Source organism: Bacillus sp. sid0103 (assembly GCF_019219025.1).
The window spans coordinates 13,028-37,311 of record NZ_JAHUWN010000040.1 but is presented as its reverse complement, the minus strand read 5'-3'; the positions used below and the strand labels follow the sequence as shown (position 1 = coordinate 37,311).

24 protein-coding genes are annotated in these 24,284 nt (G+C 40.2%); all 24 read right to left on the bottom strand.

From position 1 onward, the window contains the following. Positions 1-69: 69 nt before the first annotated feature. Positions 70-2,547 carry a stage II sporulation protein E gene (spoIIE, locus tag KW850_RS29175; RefSeq protein WP_218351189.1) on the bottom strand — a complete coding sequence of 826 codons (2,478 nt, stop codon included), beginning with the start codon at positions 2,545-2,547 and terminating at the stop codon, positions 70-72. 339 nt (positions 2,548-2,886) lie between these two features. After that, positions 2,887-3,318 carry a S1 domain-containing RNA-binding protein gene (locus KW850_RS29170; protein ID WP_218351188.1) on the bottom strand — a complete coding sequence of 144 codons (432 nt, stop codon included), beginning with the start codon at positions 3,316-3,318 and terminating at the stop codon, positions 2,887-2,889. A gap of 95 nt (positions 3,319-3,413) precedes the next feature. Continuing rightward, positions 3,414-3,797, bottom strand: coding sequence for an FtsB family cell division protein (locus KW850_RS29165; protein WP_218351187.1), 384 nt, complete (start codon positions 3,795-3,797; stop codon positions 3,414-3,416). A 13-nt stretch (positions 3,798-3,810) separates the two neighbouring features. Further along, a complete protein-coding gene (yabQ, locus tag KW850_RS29160) occupies positions 3,811-4,443 on the bottom strand; it encodes a spore cortex biosynthesis protein YabQ (protein WP_218351186.1) in 633 nt (210 codons plus the stop codon). Further along, entirely contained in the window at positions 4,440-4,742 is a 303-nt protein-coding gene (gene yabP, locus KW850_RS29155; RefSeq protein WP_218351185.1) for a sporulation protein YabP, read from the bottom strand. The genes yabQ and yabP overlap by 4 nt, the downstream gene beginning before the upstream one ends. Positions 4,743-4,818: 76 nt before the next feature. Next, positions 4,819-5,094, bottom strand: a complete 276-nt coding sequence (locus KW850_RS29150; protein ID WP_218351184.1) for an RNA-binding S4 domain-containing protein — start codon at positions 5,092-5,094, stop codon at positions 4,819-4,821. A gap of 75 nt (positions 5,095-5,169) precedes the next feature. Next, positions 5,170-6,636, bottom strand: coding sequence for a bifunctional methyltransferase/pyrophosphohydrolase YabN (gene yabN, locus KW850_RS29145; protein ID WP_218351183.1), 1,467 nt, complete (start codon positions 6,634-6,636; stop codon positions 5,170-5,172). Continuing rightward, positions 6,630-8,246: a putative polysaccharide biosynthesis protein gene (locus tag KW850_RS29140; RefSeq protein WP_218351182.1), complete on the bottom strand. Its 1,617-nt coding sequence runs from the start codon at positions 8,244-8,246 to the stop codon at positions 6,630-6,632. Before KW850_RS29140 ends, yabN begins: the two co-directional genes overlap by 7 nt. Before the next feature lie 293 nt (positions 8,247-8,539). Continuing rightward, on the bottom strand, positions 8,540-9,076 hold the full coding sequence (gene spoVT / locus KW850_RS29135) for a stage V sporulation protein T (RefSeq protein WP_218351181.1): 537 nt from the start codon (positions 9,074-9,076) through the stop codon (positions 8,540-8,542). 232 nt (positions 9,077-9,308) lie between these two features. Next, positions 9,309-12,854, bottom strand: coding sequence for a transcription-repair coupling factor (gene mfd, locus KW850_RS29130; RefSeq protein ID WP_218351180.1), 3,546 nt, complete (start codon positions 12,852-12,854; stop codon positions 9,309-9,311). Positions 12,855-12,956: 102 nt separating this feature from the next. After that, positions 12,957-13,187, bottom strand: a complete 231-nt coding sequence (fin, locus tag KW850_RS29125) for an anti-sigma-F factor Fin (RefSeq protein WP_218351179.1) — start codon at positions 13,185-13,187, stop codon at positions 12,957-12,959. Positions 13,188-13,500: 313 nt separating this feature from the next. Then, on the bottom strand, positions 13,501-14,061 hold the full coding sequence (pth, locus tag KW850_RS29120; RefSeq protein ID WP_218351204.1) for an aminoacyl-tRNA hydrolase: 561 nt from the start codon (positions 14,059-14,061) through the stop codon (positions 13,501-13,503). Between the two features lie 174 nt (positions 14,062-14,235). Then, a complete protein-coding gene (locus KW850_RS29115) occupies positions 14,236-14,868 on the bottom strand; it encodes a 50S ribosomal protein L25/general stress protein Ctc (protein WP_218351178.1) in 633 nt (210 codons plus the stop codon). 160 nt (positions 14,869-15,028) lie between these two features. After that, a complete protein-coding gene (locus KW850_RS29110; protein ID WP_218351177.1) occupies positions 15,029-15,985 on the bottom strand; it encodes a ribose-phosphate diphosphokinase in 957 nt (318 codons plus the stop codon). A 23-nt stretch (positions 15,986-16,008) separates the two neighbouring features. Further along, positions 16,009-17,382 (bottom strand): bifunctional UDP-N-acetylglucosamine diphosphorylase/glucosamine-1-phosphate N-acetyltransferase GlmU, encoded by a 1,374-nt coding sequence (gene glmU, locus KW850_RS29105; protein ID WP_218351176.1) that lies wholly within the window; start codon positions 17,380-17,382, stop codon positions 16,009-16,011. A gap of 235 nt (positions 17,383-17,617) precedes the next feature. Next, a complete protein-coding gene (gene spoVG / locus KW850_RS29100) occupies positions 17,618-17,908 on the bottom strand; it encodes a septation regulator SpoVG (RefSeq protein ID WP_026565468.1) in 291 nt (96 codons plus the stop codon). A gap of 148 nt (positions 17,909-18,056) precedes the next feature. Next, on the bottom strand, positions 18,057-18,431 hold the full coding sequence (locus tag KW850_RS29095; RefSeq protein ID WP_218351175.1) for a RidA family protein: 375 nt from the start codon (positions 18,429-18,431) through the stop codon (positions 18,057-18,059). Positions 18,432-18,601: 170 nt separating this feature from the next. Further along, entirely contained in the window at positions 18,602-19,432 is an 831-nt protein-coding gene (purR, locus tag KW850_RS29090; RefSeq protein WP_218351174.1) for a pur operon repressor, read from the bottom strand. A 56-nt stretch (positions 19,433-19,488) separates the two neighbouring features. After that, positions 19,489-20,358, bottom strand: coding sequence for a 4-(cytidine 5'-diphospho)-2-C-methyl-D-erythritol kinase (gene ispE / locus KW850_RS29085; protein ID WP_218351173.1), 870 nt, complete (start codon positions 20,356-20,358; stop codon positions 19,489-19,491). 290 nt (positions 20,359-20,648) lie between these two features. After that, positions 20,649-20,837 carry a small, acid-soluble spore protein, alpha/beta type gene (locus tag KW850_RS29080; RefSeq protein WP_218351172.1) on the bottom strand — a complete coding sequence of 63 codons (189 nt, stop codon included), beginning with the start codon at positions 20,835-20,837 and terminating at the stop codon, positions 20,649-20,651. 265 nt (positions 20,838-21,102) lie between these two features. Beyond that, entirely contained in the window at positions 21,103-21,366 is a 264-nt protein-coding gene (gene veg / locus KW850_RS29075) for a biofilm formation stimulator Veg (protein ID WP_066249244.1), read from the bottom strand. Between the two features lie 208 nt (positions 21,367-21,574). Then, a complete protein-coding gene (gene yabG / locus KW850_RS29070; RefSeq protein WP_218351171.1) occupies positions 21,575-22,459 on the bottom strand; it encodes a sporulation peptidase YabG in 885 nt (294 codons plus the stop codon). 107 nt (positions 22,460-22,566) lie between these two features. Beyond that, positions 22,567-23,445: a 16S rRNA (adenine(1518)-N(6)/adenine(1519)-N(6))-dimethyltransferase RsmA gene (gene rsmA, locus KW850_RS29065; protein ID WP_218351170.1), complete on the bottom strand. Its 879-nt coding sequence runs from the start codon at positions 23,443-23,445 to the stop codon at positions 22,567-22,569. After that, a complete protein-coding gene (gene rnmV, locus KW850_RS29060; RefSeq protein ID WP_218351169.1) occupies positions 23,438-23,998 on the bottom strand; it encodes a ribonuclease M5 in 561 nt (186 codons plus the stop codon). Before rnmV ends, rsmA begins: the two co-directional genes overlap by 8 nt. Positions 23,999-24,284: the final 286 nt, after the last annotated feature.

Here is a 24,284-nt window from a genome sequence, read left to right as displayed (position 1 = left end):
GGTACCATTTTCGACGGGAAGAAGGTGATTTATACATATTTTAATAGGTGACTGTATAAAATAACTCGTTTAGGCTTGACGCTTTAATTTTTGAACAGGAATCGATGCCCATTTCGGGGTATTATGTTTTATTTTTGCAACAGTCACCGTCATATCATCATGGATGACCTCCGATCTCGATCGAATTACTTCCTCAAGGATTAAATCAGCTACTTCTTGTGGGTCATCTGTTTCTAATCCTTGTAATTTTCGCTTCATCCATAAATCATAGTTCTCGACATGCAAAGGTCCTTCAAATACCCCATCACTCATCATGATGAGTAAATCGCCGGCTTTTAATTGTTCACTTACCACATCTACTTCAAATTCTTGAATCATCCCAATCGGCAAATTGCTAGCCTGGATTTTAATAATTTTATTTCCTCGTTTAATAAAGCTAGGTGTCGAACCAATTTTAAGAAACTTTGCTGATGCATTTTGCAGATCAATCATCGCTAAGTCTAATGTAGAAAAAATTTCATCTGTCGTTCGGAGTGAAAGGATCGAATTAACCGATTTAATTGCTACCTTTTCCTCAATTCCGGATTGGAGGATTTTTTGCAAAAGAAGCAATGTTTCTTTACTCTCGTAATGCGCTCTTTCGCCATTTCCCATCCCATCACTGATGGCAATCGCATATTTTCCAAACCCCAGTTCAATCGTCGAATAGCTATCGCCCGAAACAAGACCGCCATCCTTAGCGGCATGGGCCACACCTGTCTGGACCGTATACGCCTTGGACGACCTAAACGTCACATGGCAAAAATCATTCGGGATGGTTGCACATTCTTCCATTTTAACCACGATGGTCTCCCCGAGAATGTCTGACAACATCGGCGCAATCAGCTTTTCACATTCCCCGTGGCCATTGCAAAATGGTAGAGACATTTCAATATCGACATTTCCTTGTTCAAGGCTATAAATTTCTACCTGTTCAATATGGATCCCGAATGATTGCATCGCCTCCATAATTTGCTCTTCTTGTTTGTGATGATTTTCTCTTTCTCGTTGAATCTCTTTCGCAAAATTCTCCATAACTTCGGACACGCCTAATAGTTGGTCGGCCACCAGCTTGCGGCTTTCTTGAACCTGCCTTTTTAGTTTTTGATTGGCTTGGAAAAAGGTTAATTCCTGTCCAATCGATTCATATACTTTTTTGGAACGGGTGCAAATCTTCTCCCATTCTCGTGTTAGTTTAGAAGAAACATTCCCATTATTTTGGTCCATTTCGTGAATAATTTCTTCCATATAGGCATAGGTTGTATTAAAATTACTCGCCCAGCATTGTTCCTTCTTAAAGCAGGTTTGGCAGGTTTTTTCGGTGACGTTGCTCATAAAGTAATCCATTTCCCGTTCACTTTCGTCCTCCCTTGGCTGGACTTCCATTTGTGAAAAGCTTTTGGACAAGGCATGGAAGACATTCGAGAATTGCGAAACCCGCTGCGCGGTGACATCGCGCATTTTCCGCATATATTTTTGCTGTTCCGCTGTGTATTCGGGCGTACCAGGGATATATTTTGCCAATCGTGAAGTTAATACCTGCGGTGTGAGTAGGAATAAGAAGACGGCAGCTGCGGTTTCCAAAACTGTTAGCAGGATGGTGCCATCGCCGCCTTCCCCATACATGCCGATGAGGAGTGTGGCAATAAATAAGCCAATCGATACACCAATCTTCTTCCCTTCCTTCATTAGACCGCCCAGAACACCTGAAAAAGCAAGTAGACTCATATGGTAAAAGCTAGAGACACTCGCAAGACTAAAGATTAACCCTGTGACCACCCCAACGGTGGAACCCACTGTTGCTCCCGCAATAAAAGAGAACACTAGTACTAGGTATCTCGACAAGATATGCTCAACCGACAAGTCATATACCTTCCAGCCGATCGTCCCAGTCATGATCGAAGCGAGCATAATAATTAAGCAGACGATTTCTTCAGTTTTTAACAATTGTCTCCGTTTGTTAAAGGTCAACAATGGGATACTTTGTAAAAATATCAGCGTTAATATAAACGCAAGACTTGTTTGGACCCCGACCATCATGAAATCATATAGCGTTAATTGTGTCGAAAGGATAAACGCTTCAGCTAGTTTCCCCAGTCCAAGTATAATCCCGACAAAATAAGGTAAAGCTTTCAACTCGTTTTTTACCCATTTCTTGCTTATTCGGAAAATAACGATAAAACAAAGGGTCACGATAAAGGTAAAGGCAGCGTTTGTTAGTGAAATGGTCACTGCTCCGATTACAAGTCCGATCAAGGCAAGCGGTGCCCGATCACGCTTAATTAAATAAACAGAGGCAAAATAAGGAAGGCAAAAAGGAGTCAACTTCGCCAAAATCAGGGCCCGTCCTAGCAAAAAACCAACCAATAATAACAAGAACCCCTTTTTTATGAAAAAGGACTCCAGCATTAGTTGAATTTTTTTCAATCCACTCTGCAAAGCCCATTTGGATGAATGAAGATTAACTTCACTGGCAGGTTCTATGAAACTAGCATGTGTCTTTTCCATAAATCACACTCCCTATTTTTTCATTGTTCAGATAATTATAAGTTTAATAGACATCAAAGTTTGTCAAATTGATGAACAAGCAAAAAAAATCGTTCGACTGTTTTCACTATTATCATTCAAATAATATTAAATAGTGTCGTTGGATGTCATCGTTCATCGTTGAGTGTCATCATTGATGAAAGGGTGTCAGGCACCATGTGAAGAATTCACATGGTGCCTGACACCCTTTTTTTCGATTTTTTCATATAAAACAAAAAAAGACAGGTCCATTTATGACCTGTCTTACGATATTGATAGGAAGTGAATCCTCTCTTTATCTATAAAAAGTTTAGCAGCAAGTTACCCCCGCTTAGCTCCTCTTCCGCCACGTTTGGACTCTGTGTTCCTTTTTAAGGATGATAAACGATCCTCGCTATCTTTTAAGAATTTTGCCATTTTGCTTTCAAAATTTTCCGGCTTAGCATTATTGCGATCGTTATTTCTACCCTGACGAGGGCGTTGTGAGTGTGAGTTAGATCTTTGCTGTGACTCTGGTCGATCCTTTGCCTTTTTAATCGACAGTCCAATCTTCCCATCCTTCTCAACATTTATGACTTTTACCTCTACTTGGTCGCCAACCTTCAAATGGTCATTAATATCTTTTACATAATTATCAGCGACCTCACTGATGTGCACGAGTCCTGTTGAGCCCTCCGGCAGCTCCACAAACGCTCCAAAATTAGTAATCCCGGTTACCTTCCCTTGTAACTTGCTGCCTACTTCAATTGACATAAAAAGAATGTTCCTCCTTAAAAGTATAAAAAATCAATCTTACTCTATATTATACAAAAAGAAAAAAATCAGTGTCAATATGACTATAAAATGGTTCATTTTCCCTTGTTTTCATCTGGGATATTAAAAATAATTTCACCTTTTTCGGAGAAAAAGTATTCTTTTCTGGCCAGCTTTGCAATATAATCATCATCATTTAATTTAATAATATTTTCATTTAGAATGTCCCGCTGATCCTTTAACTTCGTTAACTCGTGATTCAGCTGCTTCTTCTGTGCGATTTTAGCATTAAGCTTCGCTGTTTGGGAAATGTTACTGGAAATCATGAAGTAAGAGAGAAAGCTAGCAAAAACCAGAAACATCGTCAGCCTTCGTGCTAATAATTTCTTTTTCCTAGCCGAAGCAATTTCCGCATATTCTTGCTGTTTTACATAGGTTGTCTGAATCTTAGATACACTTCTCTTTTGTTCTGCTCCCATTTCCCTCACCGCCTTACTCTTTTGGTTTTTTCCATCTATTAATAAACTTAGTAATATAATTCCTGATTCTCTTGAAAATTCCTGCCGTTCTATTATATAACTTCTCGACGTATTTTTTAATACTTTTCGGCAAAAGTTTCCAAAAAATTAACAAGATTTTTTGTAACGGGACTAATATGATTTTCACTATAAATAGTAATACCTTGCTAATAAATTTAACAAGAGAGAAAAGGCCCCTGCCAATCGCAATGATTATGATAATAAGTAACTGAATAAGACCAACGATTGGTTTATAAATTAAGAGCTGGAAAGTCTTTTTGATAAAAAGGCTGATCGCGATGATTGATTTTATGACAAATTCAAGTAACTTAAGATAAATCCCTTTAAATAAACTCTGGTATGCGGCAAATCCACAAATAAGAGCGAGGAAGATATAAAATCTAAGCTCGCCATTATTGACCAAAAACAAGGTATAGAAGATAACCAAGGCCTGGATAACCCAAAAGAGTAAATCATTGAAAAATACAATCCATTGCTTTCGTTTCGGCCGATTTAAAAACCGTTGATAGGTGTCGAACATTGCCCCAAACAATGTGCCCATTCCAATCATCGAAAGCAATGTGAAGAATTGAGTCGAAAGGTTCATCGGAATAACTTACTAAAGAATCCTTTAGCTTTCTCCCCATGATGTTCATCGAGGTAAACTAAATCAAAAATTTTCCCCTTTATTGAAACAAGCCCCTTTTCTACATCTAAATTTTTCATTTGCAGGTTTTGCCCTTTGATCGCTAAAAATCCCATTGAAGTTTCGAGTAAAAACTCCTCATTATCAAAACTTTCTACTTGTTTAACACCCGTGATATCAAGCAACTTTCGGCCCCTCATGATGACATCATGGTCTGGAACACTGCTCTTTGCCGGATTACTCTCATAATATTGGCTCATTAACATCCCTCACAATCATTTGTACAACCTTTTTGATAAATTTTATGTGAGGGATAGGTGAATTAGAACCCCGTTCCTAAAAGGGGGATTCTGTTGTGCTAATTCTTTCTTCGTTAATAATCGTATACATTTCTGCCGCATCTTCTTTGCGGGTAGTATCTTGAATCCGATCAATCCGCGCCGTTACCTTCCTTTGCCCTAAACGGATCGTTAATTCATCACCGACTTTAACGATTGAACTAGCCTTTGCCTCTTTTCCATTAATTTCGATTCGTCCTTGATCTGATACTTCTTTTGCCAACGTTCTTCTTTTAATTAAACGAGAAACTTTTAAAAATTTATCAAGACGCATGTCTGTGTCCCCCTTATTGAAATATTAGTTGTAACTTTACTGTACAGCTCCAGCTCTCAGTGCACTTCCGCTTTTTTACATACCTGTTCGTTTTGCTTCGTCCCAATACTGGTCAAGTTGTTCGAGTGTATGTTCCGCAAATGTCCGGCCGCTTTCCTTGACCTTTTCCTCGACAAACTGAAACCGGCGGGTAAACTTTTCGTTCGTTTCAAACAAGGCTTCTTCTGGTTGGATCTTTAAGAATCTGGCTACATTCACAAATGCAAATAATAAATCACCAAATTCCCCTTTGGCTCGGACCATGCCTTCTTCTGTTCCATCTAATTCATGCACAAATTCTTCGAACTCTTCTTTCACTTTCTCCAAGGCAGGGGTAATTTCCTGCCAATCAAAACCAACCTTGGCTGCTTTCTTTTGGAGCTCAAACGCTCTTAGCAGATTTGGTAATGCCATCGACACTCCCTCTAATAAAGAAGTCGGTACATCACCCTTTTCCTGTTTCTTTATCTCCTGCCAATTTTGAACAACCTCTTCTGCGTTATCGGCTTTACCAGTTCCGAAAACATGGGGATGGCGTCGAATCATTTTCGCTGATAGACCTTCAATAATGTCATCAATTGAAAAATAACCCTCATCCTCACCAATTTGCGCGTGAAGCATGACTTGGAGGAGCACATCGCCTAGCTCTTCGATTAAATGGTCAATATCGCCGCTATTGATGGCATCAATCACTTCGTAGGTTTCTTCAATTAAGTATTTTTTTAACGATTCATGGGTTTGTTCCCGGTCCCATGGACAGCCCGTTGGACTCCTAAGTTCCGCAATAATTTCCCTAAGCTTTGAAAAATTCTTCAAGAGAATCTGTTCCTCTTTGACGGGCGGGATATAAACAGACGTTAGATTGTTGATTGAAACATTTCGGTCCAGCTCATACAATGGTACTTTTTCGATGACTTCCTGACTGCTGCCGGCAGCCGTTACGATATACACCATGTAATCATCAGGCAATTTTTCCATCAGAGTTAATTTTATGTTGGATGCAACGAATTGGTCGTATACCTGGCCTATAATCATATGTTGGTCAATTTGCAGCTGCTCTTTGTTTAGGGATGTACCGTCCAGTAATTGAAACCCTTCAATTGGATCCATTTTTACCGACGTAAATAAGGCGTCAATAAAGCTTTGACCACCGCCAACGGTAATTTCAATCGACCGCTGTGGACCATACTCTAACAGCAGCTGTACGGTCCGCTCCGCCACTAGTGGATGTCCAGGGACAGCATAAACCACCGTCTCGCGGTCAGCCTTACCCAGTAGGGTCTGGACTATTTCTTCATATACTTCTTCAAATTGATCGTGCTTTTCATAAATTGCATCAAAGGAGGTATAGATAAAGCCTTCTTTCTCCAATTCCGCAACAACTGGATGCTCTTTCGTCCGTAAAAATACCTCACCTGCATTCAGTAATTTCTTATACACACCAACGGGGAGCTGCTCCAAATCTCCTGCACCTAAACCAAGAATTTCAATCTTTTTCACCATTTAGTTCGATCCTTTCGGGCCATTAATTTTATTAATTTACTTCCAAATGGAAATAATGATAGTTCTTCCTTACGAAACACTCTACCTCTAATCATCACCAATAAGAAGAGGAATCCACCCAATATCGCAGAACTCAACGATTGAAAGACGGCCTCTATTCGTCCCACATCATGAGAGCCCCACATATATAAATAAACTTTTAAAAAAAGGACCATTGCCGCTGTCGCCATTAACACTGTCCGCCAAAAGTGCAGAGAAAATAATGAAAACGGTGCTATCTTTTTAAAGTGAACGAATAACAAAGTCGTGACGAGTCCTAATGAAACCAGCGAAGCAATGGCGGCACCCATTGTTCCATATATGGGCACGAACACACTATTTAGAATATATTTCACTGGAAAGGCACATAGTACAGCGATTGCGGGAAACAGCATGACACCAAGCCCCTGCATAATCGCAATGATTGTTGATGTAATTGATGTAAATAAAATTAAAAAACCAAGTACACCTAAGACCTCAGACCCAGCGTTATTTTCAAAAAGCATTGTATTGGTTGGTTCAATAATTGCCCAGAGTCCTGCCGATGCCCCAACACCAATAATGACACTTACTTTTAGCGCTACTTGAATTTTGTGTTGTAAAAACTCCGGTTTGGCCGATAAACGTTCCCTTGTGATTAAGGGAACGAGTGTTAAAGACATCGAGGTCGCCGCAATGGTACCTAACTGAATTAGCGGCTGCCCCCGGTCAAATATCCCTTTAAGCCCCTTTGCCATGTCTTGTTCTATCCCGCTTGAAACCAGCAAGGAGAAGAGATTTAAGGAATCTCCTAATTGGATAAAAATCATCAGCATCCCGCTGATACAAACCGTTAGACCTTGAAAGACTAGTGCCTTGAAGATCCTTTTGGCCTCGCCAACATAGCTTTGAAATATCCCTAGTTTAGGGGCTATTACCTTCCATTCTTTACGGAACCATAAAAACATAAACAAGATGATTCCTGAAACCATACTGCCTGTAATCGAGCCAAACATGGCCCCGCCGCCGACAAGATATAGTGAATAATCTTTTTCCATAAACAGATAGGACAGGAAAAGAATCGTTACTACCCGTGTCGACTGTTCTCCGACCTGGGATAAGGCAGTCGGAACCATGTTGCCAATCCCTTGGTAATAGCCGCGCAGGATTGACATCAACGGAAACAGCAAAAACACAATCGAGACAACCCGTAATAGAATGGATAGTTGAGGGTCATTCATCCAAACAGCGATCCTGCCTGCCCCAAAATAAAGAACCAAAAAACAAAGAAAACCAAATAATTGCAAATAAATAAATGAGACAAACAGCAGGAGCCGTGATTTTACTTCATCACCATTTTGTTTCTGCTCTGCATATAGCTTAGAAATAACGACCGGAAAGCCTGTCGTGGAAAGGACAATGGCAATCCCATAGAACGGGTACACTTGCTGGTATATGTAAAAACCAATATCTCCGACAATGTTCTGAAAGGGAATTCGATAAAAAGCACTTAAAATTTTGGTGATTAACGCCGCAAGCATTAAGATAAAAGCCCCTCTAAACAGAGCCTTTGATTGATTCACAGACTTCATTCATCCACCTACCAAAAAATACAAACTCGAAGGTTATTATATCATGTTGAGAGACCATTTTAACTAAATAAAAGGCTATGTTAAAGCTGATTGTTTATTTTGCCACAGAATGATTGGATGCGTATACAGCGAGACTCCTGCAAAAGGACCGAGTCAAGGGAGACCCAGACCCCCGGAGGCGACTAGCGCCGAGGATACTCCCGGACCGTCCGCGCGGCGCTGAGCGCCTGGAGCGGAAATCAACATGCTGGTTTATCGAAGTCAAATAAAAAAGACAGCTCTCGCTGTCTTTTTTAGGATTCCATTTGTCGTGCGAGGAAACCTGCTGCAGTTTCAACCGCCTTTTGTTCCACTTCGCCGAGAGTTCCTTCTTTAGAAAAAATAATAACTGCCCCGATTGGATCACCATTTGCAATGATGGGTCCAATCGTATAGGATGTTAATGCTTCCTCATGTCCATCTACTAAGGCAATGTCGCCTTTTTGATTGTTCAGGACTGAATTTCGTTCTTCCATCGTTTTTTCAACGACATCACTAATGTTTTTATTTAAGTACTCTTTCTTAGAACCTCCAGCCATTGCGATAACAGAATCTCTATCACATATCAATACAGGGTTTCCGAGGCTATCGAAAAGGGCTTCAGCATATTCTTTCGCAAAATCACCTAATTCACTAATAGGTGAATATTTTTTTAAGATGACTTCTCCGTCTCGATCCACAAAAATCTCTAACGGATCCCCTTCGCGTATACGCAAAGTTCTGCGTATTTCTTTGGGAATGACAACACGACCCAAATCATCGATTCGACGAACTATTCCAGTTGCTTTCATCCAATGTTGCCTCACTTTCATCTGATGATTATTCAACTTGGCGATGATAATCTTTCCTTTTATTGTAACCATCACCAACTTTGAACTTAGTATCTTTCATCTGGAAAGTTATATACATAATCGTAATATTTTTTCAAATATCATAGGATTATCCCAAATTGGATAAAGCTTCTTTCTTTTCATATCGTTCGGTCGAACTAAATAACTGAATCAAATCCATTTTTGTGCTGCCTTAATTTACTGGGTTTTTATGACCTTTTTTCGCTTGGGATACTCCCTTAACCATCTCAAAGGCAATATTCAGCCATTGTGAAGATGGATAGTCCTTTGTCTTGATGACAATTTTCAGTCTTGGACCTTCCATTCCCGGGGACACATTGCGGCCAAACTGGCTGCCAATTTGGAAAATCTTACTGCCATCAATGGTGTTGGTTACCTCTTCATTTATTAAAATGGTGACTTCCTGTTTGGTCTGTTTAATTTGATCGACACCATTTAAAAGTGCATAAACTTTCATCTCAGCGATTTGAAATAAGCAGGCAACCTCGTCTGGATACTCACCAAACCTATCAAGCATTTCCGATTCGAGTTCTTCTATATCCTCAAGGGTTTCGGCACCTCTAAACCGTTTGTACATCTCTATCTTTTGATGCCCATCCTTAATATATGTGTCAGGGATATAGGCATCAATTTCAAGGTCAATCTCGACCGATTTTTTGACAGCAGCTCCCGTTACTCCGATGCTTACTTTTCGCTCTTCAATTGCCTCTTTTAACATCTGTGAATACAAATCAAAACCAACGGAATCGATAAAGCCGTGCTGTTGGGCACCTAATAAATTTCCTGCTCCACGGATCGATAAATCACGCATTGCAATTTTAAAACCGGAACCCAGCTCCGTAAATTCCTTAATGGCTTGGAGACGCTTTTCGGCGACTTCCGTTAATACTTTATCTTTTCGATAAGTGAAATAGGCATAGGCGACACGATTGGACCGGCCGACACGACCGCGAAGCTGATAAAGCTGGGAAAGCCCCATCCGATCTGCATCAAAGACGATTAAGGTATTCACATTCGGGATGTCCACACCGGTTTCAATAATGGTGGTACTAACAAGGACATCAAATTCTCCGGCTAAAAAGCCCAGCATGACCGTTTCTAATTCATTTTCTGTCATTTGGCCATGGGCACAAACCACGCGTGCATCCGGGACAAGCATCGATATTTCTTCGGCTTTTCGTTCGATATCTTCCACCCTATTATATAAAAAGTATACTTGTCCGTCCCGGGCTAGTTCCCTTTCGATGGCTTCCCGGACCAATGATCCATTGTACTCCATTACATACGTTTGGACAGGGAATCGATTTTCAGGCGGTGTTTCAATGACAGATAAATCGCGGACACCGAGCATTGACATGTGCAGGGTACGCGGAATCGGTGTGGCCGTTAAGGTTAATACATCAACATTCGTTTTTAACTTTTTAATTTTTTCCTTATGGGTCACTCCGAAACGCTGCTCTTCGTCAATAATCAACAATCCTAAATCACGGTACACAATATCCTTAGAAAGCAGGCGGTGTGTACCGACGACAATGTCAATCGTCCCTGCCTTCAACCCTTTAATCGTTTCCGTTTGTTGTTTTTTCGTACGGAAGCGGCTTAACAGGCCAATATTAATCGGATAATCTTGAAATCTTTCCCGTAAAGTTTCATGATGCTGCTGGGCCAAAATCGTTGTCGGAACCAAAAGTGCTACCTGTTTTCCGTCAGCGATTGCTTTGAAGGCAGCTCGAATCGCAACCTCTGTTTTTCCATAACCCACGTCTCCGCAAAGGAGACGATCCATCGGACGCGGCCTTTCCATATCTCTTTTAATCTCATGAATGGAGCGCAGCTGATCATCTGTTTCTTGGTACGCAAAGGATGTTTCAAATTCTCTTTGTAAATCTCCATCAGGGGTATAGGCATAGCCCACCGCTGCTTCCCGTTCTGCATACAATTTAATTAAATCATCAGCAATATCTTGAACAGAGGACTGAACCTTCTTCTTGACCTTTTTCCAGTCCGTTCCGCCCAGTTTATAGATCTTCGGCTCTTTACCTTCCGATCCGACATACTTCATAACCAGGTCAATTTGTTCTACTGGGACATACAGTTTGTCTGTTCCTTGATAACGAATATGGAGATAATCCTTATGAATTCCATTAATAACAAGCGTTTCAATTCCTAAATACTTACCGATTCCATGATTAACGTGAACAACATAATCACCAACTTTAAGCTCCGAATAACTCTTAATTCGTTCCGCATTTGATAGTTTTTGGCGATTGGTAGATTTTTTGACCCGTTTATTAAATAGTTCTTCCTCGGTAATGACAGCGATTTTCTGGATCGACAGCTCAAAACCTGTTTGCAGATTTCCTTGCATAATCTGGACCTTACCAGGCAGCAGCTGTTGTCCACTCTTGGTAACGCTCGCACTAATTTCATAGTCCTCAAGGACACGCTCCAGCTTTTTGACCCGCTCTTCATCCGGTCCTAAAAATAAAATAGAATAATTGCTTTTTTTCCATCTGTCGACTTCTGCCTTTAATAAATGCATTTGCCCGTGGAAGTTTTGCATTTGCTTGCAGGAAACATTAATAATATTTTGTGGACTGGTATTGGCTACATGACGCAGGAATAAGGACATATAAACAATAGGCAATTCTTTTTTTTGCAAAAGCACAGCAAGGTCATGAGAAATATGTAAATCATGGACAATCTGACCGGTCCCAAGTAAACTTGTGTACCATTCCGCCTCTTCTTTTACTAAGGACTCATTCATTTCTTGAACACGGCTGATTTCGTCAACAATTACTATGCCATTACTTGGAAGGTAGTCTAGTAAACTACTAGCCCTATCGTAGGCTAGTGACAGGTATTTAAAGACTTGGTCAGGCTTTTGCCCATTTTTTAACTGTTCCAATTCAAAACTAATATTCTGAGAGAGCTGCATTTTGGCTTTATCGTCTTTTAGTTTTCTAAGGCTCTGCCCTAATCCAGCCTCAAGTTTTTCAACCATACGGCTATAATGATCCGCCTCTAACAATACTTCTGTTGCAGGTCCAATCAGAATCTCTGAAACCTTTTCTTTCGAACGTTGGTCTTCTAAGGAGAAAGAACGAATCGAATCAATTTCTGTATCGAATAATTCAATCCGGACCGGATTTGCTTCCGTAAGCGGGTAAATATCTATGATTCCGCCTCTTACACTAAATTCTCCCGGTGTGGTCACCATTTCGGCCCGAACATATCCCATTTTCACAAATGTATGTAAGGTCTGATCGATATCTATATCTTCTCCTAATTTTAACGAGAGTTGGTATTTCTTCCATAAAGACTTAGGAGGTACAATCTTCTTCAACCCGGCTATTGGGACAATTAAGACCCCTTTACTATGCTTGCTCCAGTAGTTTAAGGCTTCCATTCTTTGCGCTTTTAACTCTGGACTGGCAATGCTCATTTCGGCAGCAATTAACTCATTGGCAGGAAACAGAAAAACTTCCTTTTCACTTAATAGATTGACAATATCATCATAAAGTTTTTGGGCTTGTAATAGATTGTGGGTGACAAGCATGATCGGTCTTTGCATTTGTTCGTAAATAGACGCTGCTAAGACAGTTCGAGACGAGCCCGATAACCCGGCAATCAGCTGCTCATTTAATCCTTCTTCCACCCCTGCAATCACAGAGTGGACATCTTCCTGCTTGAGGAATAACGATTTTAACGCCTTCAAGGTTTCTCCCCCCTCCTTCTTCCATCAAAAATCATATGATTAACATTCTTATATTAGTAAATTAAAATAGAAAAACGCTTTGGACGAAGCTCCAAAGCAAAGTTAGTGAATAAGGAAATCGTATTGGTGGTAATCTGGAGTCCGCTCCAAAGCTTCCTGACAGTCTTCACAAATGGCTGTGATGTGAATATCGCCGGATGAGTCATACGCAACCATTTCCAGTCTTTCTTGATCATTTAATTTATGAAGACCGAGAGCCTCGCTGTGTATGGATGCTTTGTCAATCGTACCGAGATTCGTACCACAATGCCGACAATGGTAATGGATGGCCACGCCTGTCCCTCCCTAATCTAGGATTCCTTATTAGTATTATCCTTATAGGAGGAACTTATTCAGTTAGAAATCGCTCTCATAATGACCCACCATATCTTTTTATTCCTCTATTGTATGAAACGAATGGGTAAATCATGAATCATTACTGAGGCTCTTTTAGTAAACTTTGTTGCTTACGGAGCATATACAGAGGCATTTACTAAGATTATTAAGCCATTTTTGCTAATGTTCTTACGAAAAGATGCCACGAAGTTTTTGGAATATGGGTTGATGAGCTTATACGAAAAACAATAATCTTTACGAAAACCAGCCATTACTGATTATATTCATTCATTACCTGCAAGAAAGGTTTGTCCAGCCACGCTGTGCAGGCATCTGCACTTTTTTTCACTGCCTCTTCCATCGGAGCCTTTTCATCAGGACGGAATCGGCCCAGGACATAATCAGGCACGCTCATTCCTGCTTGGGGGCGGTCAATCCCTATTCTGATTCTGTTAAATTCCTGGGTCCCAAGATGAGCTACAGTCGACTTAATGCCATTATGACCGCCTGGACTTCCTTTTTGTCTTAGTCTAATCTTTCCGACTGGCAAGTCAAGGTCATCATAAATCACAAGCAAATCTTCTTGATCAATTTCATAATAGTCCATGACCGCTCGGATCGATTCTCCAGATAGATTCATATAGGTAAGTGGTTTTAACAAAATAACCTTTTCACCATTATAAAAACCCAATCCATATAATCCTTTAAATTTGGACTGGTTAAGCGGAATGGCAAATTTACTTGATAGTGAGTCAATGACTTCAAATCCAATATTGTGTCTAGTCTGTTCATATTGTTTTCCAGGGTTACCTAAACCAACAATTAATTTCATTTTGGGTCCCACCTCTTCCGGTTTAGCCAACCTTTTAAATAGTTTTCGAAACATCGCTTTTTCTCCCATGAGATCGTAATGCGTTAAAAGACGTAACCTTTTAAAGATTACGCCTTGCTACTCTTAATTTACAGTGAACAGTGAACAATGTCTAGCCCAAGTGTAGCTGTCTTTTTATTCTGGAGTAGTCTCTCTTCCCTCTTCCTTATCAGGATGTCCTTCTTCTTGTTGTTCACCAGAGTTAATTTCATCTTCCTGTTTAGGAGGAAGAATCGAAGCGATCACTTCATCGTTCTCATGGTTGATCGTGAAAGAAGATCCTTGATATGGAATGTCGGCAATGGTTAGCGTTTCGCCGACCTGCAGGTTCGTTACATCCATTTCAATCTGCTGCGGGATATTATCCGGTGTTGATGTTATCGATAATTGATGAAGCGGCTGCTGTAAGACGCCGCCATCTTTTACACCTGCTGCATCACCAGTGAGAACAAGTCTTACTTCTACATGAATCTTAGAGGATTTATCGACAGCCAAGAAATCAACATGGATAATTTCCTTTTTAATAGAATCCTCTTGGTAATCGGTTAAGATGACATCCTGTTTGCTGCCGTCCACATCTAAAGAGATGATTCCATTTCTGCCGACTTGCCGGATCGTTTTGGTTAAATCAGTTGAACTTACATAGACAGGCTTACTATCAACCTTTGATCCGTAAATAATCGCTGGGATATTTCCATTTGTTCTAATTTGCTTTAATGCGGAGTGACGGAATTCTTTCCGTTCCTTTGCCTGTAAAACACTACTCATGTGTATTCACCCTCCTATTTTATCAAAAACTGTCTATATAAAAATGCCCCAAAATAGGATGGTCTAAACATTTTTTTAGACAGTTTATCCAAAATAGGAAAATGTCCTGCGCAAACAGAAACAGGATCCGGCCACGTTGGCCAGACCCTTAAATGTTTGATCAATCAAACAAAGTACTTACGGATTGCTCTTCGTGAACACGAATAATCGCTTCACCAAGAAGTGGAGCCACCGATAAATTAATAATTTTATCAATCTTTTTCTCTTCTGGAAGTGCAATTGAATTAGTGATAACTAATTCTTTAATTTTCGAATTTTGGATTCTTTCGATCGCTGGTCCAGATAATACAGGATGAGTACAGCAAGCATAAACTTCCGCTGCCCCGTTTTCAATTAATGCATTTGCAGCTAATGTAATGGTACCGGCTGTATCAATGATATCATCAATTAAAATCGCGATTTTGCCTTCAATATTACCAACAATATTCATTACTTCCGCGACATTTGGTCTTGGACGACGTTTATCAATAATCGCAATCGGTGCTTTTAACCGTTCTGCCATTTTACGAGCTCTTGTTACACCGCCATGGTCTGGGGAAACAATGACAACGTCCCCTTGGAATTCTCTAGCTTTAAAATAATCTGCTAAGATAGGAACTCCCATTAAATGATCAGTTGGTATATCAAAGAATCCTTGAATTTGTGGTGCATGCAAATCAAGACAGATAACACGGGTTGCTCCAGCTGTTTCAAGCAGGGTTGCCACTAATTTAGCTGTAATTGGCTCACGGGCACGTGCCTTACGATCCTGACGTGCATAGCCATAGTATGGCATTACAATGTTAATGGTTTTAGCAGAGGCTCTTTTTAATGCATCAATCATGATTAATAATTCCATGATGTTTTCATTAACAGGCTGGCTTGTCGACTGGATGACATAAACATCACCGCCACGGATACTTTCTTCAATATTAATTTGAATTTCTCCGTCACTAAATCTTGTTACCGAACATTTACCTAATTCAACACCGATGAATTTCGCAATTTCTCTTGCAAGCGGACGATTTGAATTTAAACTAAATACCTTAAGATTTGGGTCTAAATATTGATTCGACATGATAGCCTCCTAAATTCATTCGCTTATTTCTTACGATTCAGCTTTTGGACGTAATTTTCTTTATTTACTTGCTGTGCCCGGGCAATGGATAAGGCTTCACCTGGTACATCTTTTGTAATCGTCGAACCAGCTGCCACATATGCACCCTTCCCAATGGTAACAGGGGCAACTAGATTTGAATTACAACCAATAAAGACTCCATCTTCAATTTTGGTTAAAAATTTATTTTTACCGTCGTAATTAACGGTTATGGAACCACAGCCGATGTTTACATCGGAACCTACCTCTGCGTCACCAATATAACTTAGATGGGAGGCTTTGCTTCCTTTTCCAAAGACAGCTTTTTTAATTTCGACGAAGTTGCCTATTTTCACATCATCTTCAATCGACGATTCTGGACGAATATGAGCAAATGGCCCAATATTGACATGTGCCCCGATAGAACTATTATGTGCAACTGATTGACGGACTACCGTTTCTGCACCAATTTCACATGAATCAATTTCGGAATTCGGCCCAATCAGACAATCTGCTCCGATCACCGTTTTGCCTTTGATCATCGTTCCTGGATAGATAACCGTGTCCTGTCCGATTTCGACATCTGTTTCAATGTAGGTGTTGAGAGGGTCTATGATGGTGACTCCGTTCCTCATATGGGCTGCATTCGTACGACTGCGCATAATCCGCTCCGCTTCTGCTAAAGCCACGCGGTCATTCACACCTAAGGTTTCTTCCAACTCATTGGTTTGGAAAGCTGTGACAACTTCCCCTTGTTTCTTTAAAATTTCAATTACATCTGGTAAATAGTATTCGCCTTGAACATTGTCATTCGATACATTCTTTAACGCTTCAAATAATGCCGTATTATCGAAGCAATAAGTTCCTGTATTGATTTCATTAATTTTTCTTTCGTCCTCAGTGGCATCTTTGTGTTCAACAATTTTTTCGACCAAACCGTCGGCGTTACGAATGATTCGGCCATATCCTGTCGGGTCTTCAATTCTCGCTGTGAGAATCGTGGCTTTTGCCCCTAACTCTTCATGATGTTTAAACAAAGCTTCCATTGTCTCAGCTTTGATCAATGGTGTATCACCACAAACAACAATTGTCACACCTGCTTTGCCTTCGAGAATGCTCTGTGCTTGGCCTACTGCATGGGCAGTTCCTAACTGCTGATCCTGAAGAGCATATTGACTGCTGTCGCCTAATTGTGCTTGAACCATTTCTGCCCCATGACCAATAATGGTGACAATTTCTTGTATATTAAGCTTCATTACTTGATCAACCACATGTTGCACCATCGGTTTTCCGCATACTGGGTGTAATACTTTATATAGCTTAGATCTCATCCGCGTCCCTTGTCCCGCGGCTAAAATCACAGCATAACGATTAGACATGAACAGTCCCCCAATTAACCTTTTTATCCATTAAAAATATTAACGTAATTGGACGTTCTTTTCAAGGTATGTGAGGGAAGTGTCTATTTTTGTAATAATGAGTTTATTTAGGTTGGAGTGTTGAACGAGGATGATGTGTGAAGGAATGATGGTATGAATTGAACGACTGCCTCAAGAGTGCTTTTGCACAATAAAAAGAGCCTTCATAGAAGAAAGGCCCTAGTTGTAAAAATCCTTAGGAAGCTCCGGCTTCTTCAAATTCTACTTCCAATTCACCTAGACGGTGGTACTCAGCCAAAACAGCTTCTTGGATTTTACCGCGTGTTCCTGAATTGATTGGATGCGCAATGTCACGAAATTCTCCATCAGGAGTACGTTTGCTTGGCATAGCTACAAATAAACCGTTGTTTCCGTCAATAACACGAATGTCATGAACAACAAACTCATTGTCCAAAGTGATTGATGCAATCGCTCTCATTCTTCCATCTGTGCTAACGCGGCGTAATCTTACGTCAGTTACTTCCATGTGCTCACACCCTTTTCTATAGATAAAAAGCTAAATAAATAAATTCAACAATATTTTCAAAAATCCTTCTTTATTTTCAAAATATTTTTGAAAAATTAGGGCAAATTAGTGAACTTCATGTAAAGATGGAAGTAAATAAAAACAAATCTTATTTAACGAGTGCGACTACTTCGATTTCCACTAATACATCTTTAGGCAAACGTGCCACTTCAACACACGAACGAGCTGGTTTATGAGAGGAGAAGTATTCGCCATAAACTTCGTTCAATGCGGCGAACTCATCCATATTTTTTATGAATACCGTGGTCTTTACAACGGTTTCAAATGATGCACCCGCAGCATTCAGCACAGCCTGTAAATTTTGAAACACTTGGTGGGCTTGTTCTTTAATATCACCTGTTACCAAAGAACCATCTGCTGTTAATGGAATTTGCCCTGAACTATAAAACATATTATTAACAATGATTCCTTGTGAATATGGGCCAATAGCAGCCGGTGCTTGATTTGTTTGAACTACTTTCATTCTTATTCCCTCCATCTATTTTTTTAAAGGCTCTTTTCGTCAACTTTGTTGGTTTTGTATCATAATAAGATCATTTACAATAATCACTATCCGATTCTTCCCAATGTTTTTCGAAAAGATACCAAGAAGCATCTAGGAAAACGATTTGATGACTTATACGAAAACAACAATTAATGCGAAAATAGCCTTTTTATATAATTGCCAGCTTGAACATTAATCTTCTTTTCTTTCAAATCTACATCCGATAATTGTACGAGCGAAGTATATTCATCGACGAGCCGCTCTTGGATTTTTTCTGCCTCTACTAAAACAGCAATTCCAGCCAGATGTCCATTAAATTCCTCAAGCATGCTGATCATTCCCATGACTGTTCCGCCAGCTTTCATAAAATCATCGACAATGAGGACACGTGAACCTTCTTTCATGCTGCGTTTCGATAGGACCATTGTTTGGATTCTCTTTGTTGAACCTGACACATAATTTATGCTGACGGTTGGACCTTCCGTAACTTTACTATCTCTTCGGACAATCACAACAGGAACATTCAACTGACTCGCTACTGCATAGGCAAGCGGAATTCCCTTTGTGGCAACAGTCATCACAACATCTATTTTTGCATCAGTATAGGCAGAGGCAATAATGCGCCCAGCCTTTTGGACGACCTGTGGATCGCCCAAAATATCGGTTAAGTATAAATATCCTCCAGGTAATAGCCTGTCAGGATTGGCAATAAGTTTACACAATTCATTGATAAAAGGCGCTGCTTCATCATGACTTACTTTTATAAAAAATTTTACCCCGCCTGATGCCCCAGGTACGGTTTGGATGGTTCCAATTCCTCTGTTTTCAAACGTCTCTTTGATGATAGCCAAATCTTCACTAATTGATGATTTCGCGGATGCGTAACGTTCAGCAAAAAAAGTAAGCGGTACTAATTGACGAGGATGGTCTAATAAATAATTTGTCATATCAATCAAACGTTCACTGCGGCGAAATTTCATAACAAGCCCCCAAAAACACGAATATTCTAACTATAGGATACCATTTTCGTACGTTTTTAATCAAGTGAGTGTCGTTCCCCTAACATCCGGACTGCAAATACTTGATCACAGAATCCTCTTAATCCGTTATAAATTCGGTGCATTCTTGAATCATGCTGTACAATTCCGAACACAGTCGGCCCACTGCCGCTCATTAACACCGCATCGGCACCAAACCGTTTCATTTGTTCTTTTATTAGCGCTACTTCAGGGTGAAGGTTTAACGTTACCCCTTCTAAGACATTCCCGACGTTATTGCACACCTTTTGGTAATCATGCTCCTTGATTGCTTGGATCATTCCAGCAATATCGGGATGGACCGTTTTATTGAGATCGAGCCGTCGGTATACTTCCGCTGTCGATACCCCAATAAAAGGCTTTGCAAGGATGACCCAGCATGTAGGGGGAGCGGGTAATTCGGTAATCATTTCCCCTCTGCCTTTTGCTAAGGCTGTCCCTCCATAGACACAAAAGGAAACATCCGAGCCAATTTCACTGCCTAGTTCGGCCAATTCATCCATAGTTAATCCGAGATTCCACAGCTTATTTAAACCCCTTAAAGTGGCCGCAGCATCACTGCTTCCTCCTGCAAGTCCAGCCGCAACTGGAATCGTTTTTTCAATTGAAATCAACACACCTTGTTTCACACTGAATCGGTCTTTTAAGAGTTGGGCAGCCTGATAGGCTAAATTACGCTGGTCATCAGGGACATAGCGATTATGTGAGTGAATATGTATTTTATCTTCAGTTAATAATGATAGTTCCACACGGTCTGCCAAATCAATCGTGGTCATAATCATTTCCACCTCATGATAGCCATCGGGGCGTTTATGTAGAACATCTAATGCTAAATTTATTTTGGCCGGTGCTTTTACTAAAAGCTTCACTACGTCCACCTACTTCTATATTGTCCAGTCCATGCGCCAATTTGACGCTTCCATTTTTCTATTTCCGAAAATCCACATTTTGTCCTATTTTACCACAAAACGATAAAAGTAAGACGTCAGATATGAGAAATCCTATCAAATTTAATATTTTATTATATGTTTTATAAAAAAAAGGTCATAATTTGCGAGGAAAAATGGAGTTAACGCAAAAAAGCCAGAGGAGATGGTCCTCTGGTTTCGCTGTAGTAAGTGATTGATTGAATTTAAAAAGAGAAGGCCTTGTTTAGAAGTTAACCTCTTGGACTCCGGTGAGCTAATTGTTCTTGTGCAAGTTCAACGGCGCGTTTGACCATATTCCCTGCATCCTTTGCTTTGATGCCGCCCCATCCTTCTTTTTGAACGACATCATAAAATCCAAGTTCCTTTGCAAGTTCTTCTTTAAAGTGACTGGACATGATCCCTCTTCTTCTTCTGCCCATCTAAGCAACCCCTTTCATACTGCAGCATTCTTAGTATGGGGTAAATAGCAGGATCGGTATTCATTGAACTAGATCTCTGAATCCAGCGCCTAGGGGTTCGGAGTCATAAGCCAATCCGTCCTGAAGGTTAAAAAGCAACCTGCTCGTCTTATGCCCATCGCCCCTTGAAAAAAATGAACTACTTTTTTCCCTGAACAAGGCGCTTCCGCTTTATAAATAGCAAAAAGCAGTAAACCTTTGTTTACTGCTGCAGATTGCTTATATACTAATTTAAGGCTAAATGTCCTGATGCATCTTCATAGAAAGTGATTTGAACTGTTTCTGTTAACACATCCGCATAGCTGTAAGAAACACGTTCGAATGAGTTTTCATCCTGATCTAATTCAATAACAAAAACAGATGGATAAGTTTCAGCTAAAACACCGGAACGTTCAATGGTCTTTCTACGTCCTCCGTTGGCTTTAAGCAGTAATCTTTTCCCTAAATTTGTGTCAAGAGCCTTTTTAATATCGGCTAAGGTTTTTGGCATTCGGTCCACCTCACTGTGTAAAGTATAACACACTGACATAGTCATGTCAAACAAAAACATAAATTATATCAGTCAAACAAAAAGATTGTCAATATTTTTTGTTCTACTTTTTCTTCTAAAATTCAACATTTTTATCTTGCCTTATTTGTAAGGGATTATGTATCGACCGTAAAATAAAAAAAAATAAGCCTTTTCATTTTGCAAAGGCTTATTCATCCTCTTCTTGAATTGGCCGATAAGGCATCCCCGTCCGTAACACTCCTTTTGTTTCAATTCCTCCTAGACCCTTCTCACCTGTTAATGTGTTCCGTAATACGTCCCACACATTTATTCGTTCCATAAAAGGTGTAAAGCTGATTTTGGCAACAATATAAACTGGGTCAAGGGCATGGATGTTTATTCTTGAAGGTGAACTTGCGAAGTTAGCCCCTGCATGAATCAATGATTCAAAATGCGACTGGCAGGCACCAGCGAAAATAACGAGCTGATCCAAGTGAGGAATTTTTTTTCTAGCTTCCTTAACCGTTTGCACAAAATGCTTGGAATGGCGGTAGGCATTTATATCCGTCATCTTCCCCTTTGCCTTTGAATAGGCATCATGTCCAGTGATTACAAGAATATCCGGACGATACATATCAATCAGGCTCCCAATCCGTTCAGGCATTTCCTTTTCATTACAGTGGATACCCATAACAGGGATCCCCACTTTTTCATATACCGTCATACATTTCCTCAAGTAGGATGGATCACCATCCAGATGGAGAACCTTTCCTGGTATTTGGAAATAATTACTAGGTTTGACATAACCGCCAGTCGCTTCGTATTCCTGACGATGCTTGATTAATTCAACATCTTGTGAAAACAACCGAAAAGACTGTTCCTCAAGAGTCCGGTATTCATTTTTCAGCTTGGCTCTTTGGTTAGGGTCAATAACAACCAAATCCTCGTATGGGGCATCTGCTACGAGCCGAAAATCCTCTCCATATAGGACAGCAAACTTCTGGTCGTTAATTTTTCGAACATCAATAATACGAAAGAGAATATCGCAGTTATACGAACGTCTGCCGACAATATCATTTAATTTTATATCCACTGTCGTCACTCCAATAGGACCAGCAATGGGCCCTTAAGTAAGGTTTCTCTCATAGGCTATGCAACTACTATTTATATGGTGAAAAAAAATAGACCCTTTACTAGGGTCTAGTGGAAAAACGGATATAGTTCTTCGCTTAAACGGCCAAATTCCTCTAAAGAGAGTGTCTCACCTCTCCGGGCAGGATCGATTCCACTGGTACTTAAGGCTTGAAGGATCTCCTCCTTCTTTTGTTTGCCATCCGGCAGCTGGCTTGTTAGATTATTAAGTAGTGTTTTTCTTCTCTGTGCAAAGCTTGCCTTTGTCACTTGAAAAAAGAACGCTTCATCCGTTACCGTTACCGCTGGCTTTTCCCTCTTTGTCAGTCGAATAACCGCCGAATCGACATTCGGCTGCGGCACAAACACCGTTTTCGGAACAATCATGACAGTCTCAGCTTCTGTGTAATACTGAATAGCGATAGAAAGAGATCCATACTCCTTCGTTCCAGGCCGCGCTGAAATGCGGTCTGCCACCTCTTTTTGGAGCATACAAACAATCCCACGGATTGGCAAATGCTCTTCTAGCAGTTTCATAATGATGGGCGTTGTCACATAATAAGGTAAATTTGCTACAACCATAATATCGGTAATATCAGTAAATTTTTCTGCCATAACTTCGGCAACATCTGCCTCGAGCACATCGTTATGAATAATGTCTACGTTTGGATAAGGGGATAATGTGTCCTTTAAGATCGGTAATAATCGTTGATCAATCTCAAAGGCAACGACTTTTTTACTTGTGCGGGCCAGTTGTTCGGTAAGCGCGCCAATACCTGGCCCGATTTCAATCGCACCAGAATTTTCGGTTAGGTCTGCAAAGCTGACAATTTTTTTTAAGATGTTTGTATCGATTAAAAAGTTTTGACCAAGACTCTTTTTAAATGAAAAACCGTACTTATTTAAAATTTCCTTTGTTCTTACCGGGGTAGCAATATCTTTATTCATATAATTCCTCCTGACGTACAACCCTTAGTGCTTCTGAAAATTCTTGTTTACTGATTTGGAACATCATTAAGCGTTTATGAAGCTGTTTCCCATTTGTGTAACCTATTTTTAATAATTTTCCGAGCATAATTCTTCTTTCTTTCGCTCCTTCACCGCCAATTAGTCCAGCGGTAAGTAAGTCCTCTTGCGTTATTTCTTCTGTGTACGTTTCACTCATAACCTGGGCATCCTTTAACGCTTCTTGAATCACTTCAGGGCTGGCATGCTCCACACCAAGACTTTCACCGACTTTTCCCATCGCTGCTTCCTTTGTTAAAAAAGCATGTTTGCAACCTGGGACAGCCTCAGCAATCGTCTTCCTAATCTTTTCACCGGGAAAATCCGGATCGGTAAAGATGATGACGCCTCTTGTCTGTTGCGCGCGTCGTACCTTTTCTATGGTTACTTCATTAACAGCTGAACCATTTGTTTCAATGGTATCAGCATTTACTGCTCGTTTAATCGCTGTTGTATCATCTTTGCCTTCCACAACAATAATTTCTTTGATCTTCATTTTAATAGTGTGGCCTCCGTAATAAAAGTTGAAAAGTGGAAGCGCCTTGTCCAAGGGCGTGAGTCTAGACGAGCCGGCGAGGAGGTTGCTCTTTAACCTCCTTGACGGATTGGCTTATGACCCGAGGCCCTTGGCGCTGGAGCTAGACAGCTATCTAAGTTCAAACTTTCAAACTTTATTATTTTTTTAAAAATTGATAAAAACTTGAAACATTTTTGTAATGTTCATCGTCTATATTACTGAACGCATTCATACAATATATTAAGAAAAAGATGAAGCATTTTGA

Excerpts from the sequence above, each read along its gene's own strand:
- spoIIE (WP_218351189.1), bottom strand. The coding sequence starts at position 2,547 with ATGGAAAAGACACATGCTAGTTTCATAGAACCTGCCAGTGAAGTTAAT.
- KW850_RS29170 (WP_218351188.1), bottom strand. The coding sequence starts at position 3,318 with ATGTCAATTGAAGTAGGCAGCAAGTTACAAGGGAAGGTAACCGGGATT.
- KW850_RS29165 (WP_218351187.1), bottom strand. The coding sequence starts at position 3,797 with ATGGGAGCAGAACAAAAGAGAAGTGTATCTAAGATTCAGACAACCTAT.
- yabQ (WP_218351186.1), bottom strand. The coding sequence starts at position 4,443 with ATGAACCTTTCGACTCAATTCTTCACATTGCTTTCGATGATTGGAATG.
- yabP (WP_218351185.1), bottom strand. The coding sequence starts at position 4,742 with ATGAGCCAATATTATGAGAGTAATCCGGCAAAGAGCAGTGTTCCAGAC.
- KW850_RS29150 (WP_218351184.1), bottom strand. The coding sequence starts at position 5,094 with ATGCGTCTTGATAAATTTTTAAAAGTTTCTCGTTTAATTAAAAGAAGA.
- yabN (WP_218351183.1), bottom strand. The coding sequence starts at position 6,636 with ATGGTGAAAAAGATTGAAATTCTTGGTTTAGGTGCAGGAGATTTGGAG.
- KW850_RS29140 (WP_218351182.1), bottom strand. The coding sequence starts at position 8,246 with ATGAAGTCTGTGAATCAATCAAAGGCTCTGTTTAGAGGGGCTTTTATC.
- spoVT (WP_218351181.1), bottom strand. The coding sequence starts at position 9,076 with ATGAAAGCAACTGGAATAGTTCGTCGAATCGATGATTTGGGTCGTGTT.
- pth (WP_218351204.1), bottom strand. The coding sequence starts at position 14,061 with ATGAAATTAATTGTTGGTTTAGGTAACCCTGGAAAACAATATGAACAG.
- KW850_RS29115 (WP_218351178.1), bottom strand. The coding sequence starts at position 14,868 with ATGAGTAGTGTTTTACAGGCAAAGGAACGGAAAGAATTCCGTCACTCC.
- KW850_RS29110 (WP_218351177.1), bottom strand. The coding sequence starts at position 15,985 with ATGTCGAATCAATATTTAGACCCAAATCTTAAGGTATTTAGTTTAAAT.
- glmU (WP_218351176.1), bottom strand. The coding sequence starts at position 17,382 with ATGTCTAATCGTTATGCTGTGATTTTAGCCGCGGGACAAGGGACGCGG.
- spoVG (WP_026565468.1), bottom strand. The coding sequence starts at position 17,908 with ATGGAAGTAACTGACGTAAGATTACGCCGCGTTAGCACAGATGGAAGA.
- KW850_RS29095 (WP_218351175.1), bottom strand. The coding sequence starts at position 18,431 with ATGAAAGTAGTTCAAACAAATCAAGCACCGGCTGCTATTGGCCCATAT.
- purR (WP_218351174.1), bottom strand. The coding sequence starts at position 19,432 with ATGAAATTTCGCCGCAGTGAACGTTTGATTGATATGACAAATTATTTA.
- KW850_RS29080 (WP_218351172.1), bottom strand. The coding sequence starts at position 20,837 with ATGGGCAGAAGAAGAAGAGGGATCATGTCCAGTCACTTTAAAGAAGAA.
- veg (WP_066249244.1), bottom strand. The coding sequence starts at position 21,366 with ATGCCAAAAACCTTAGCCGATATTAAAAAGGCTCTTGACACAAATTTA.
- rsmA (WP_218351170.1), bottom strand. The coding sequence starts at position 23,445 with ATGAATAAAGATATTGCTACCCCGGTAAGAACAAAGGAAATTTTAAAT.
- rnmV (WP_218351169.1), bottom strand. The coding sequence starts at position 23,998 with ATGAAGATCAAAGAAATTATTGTTGTGGAAGGCAAAGATGATACAACA.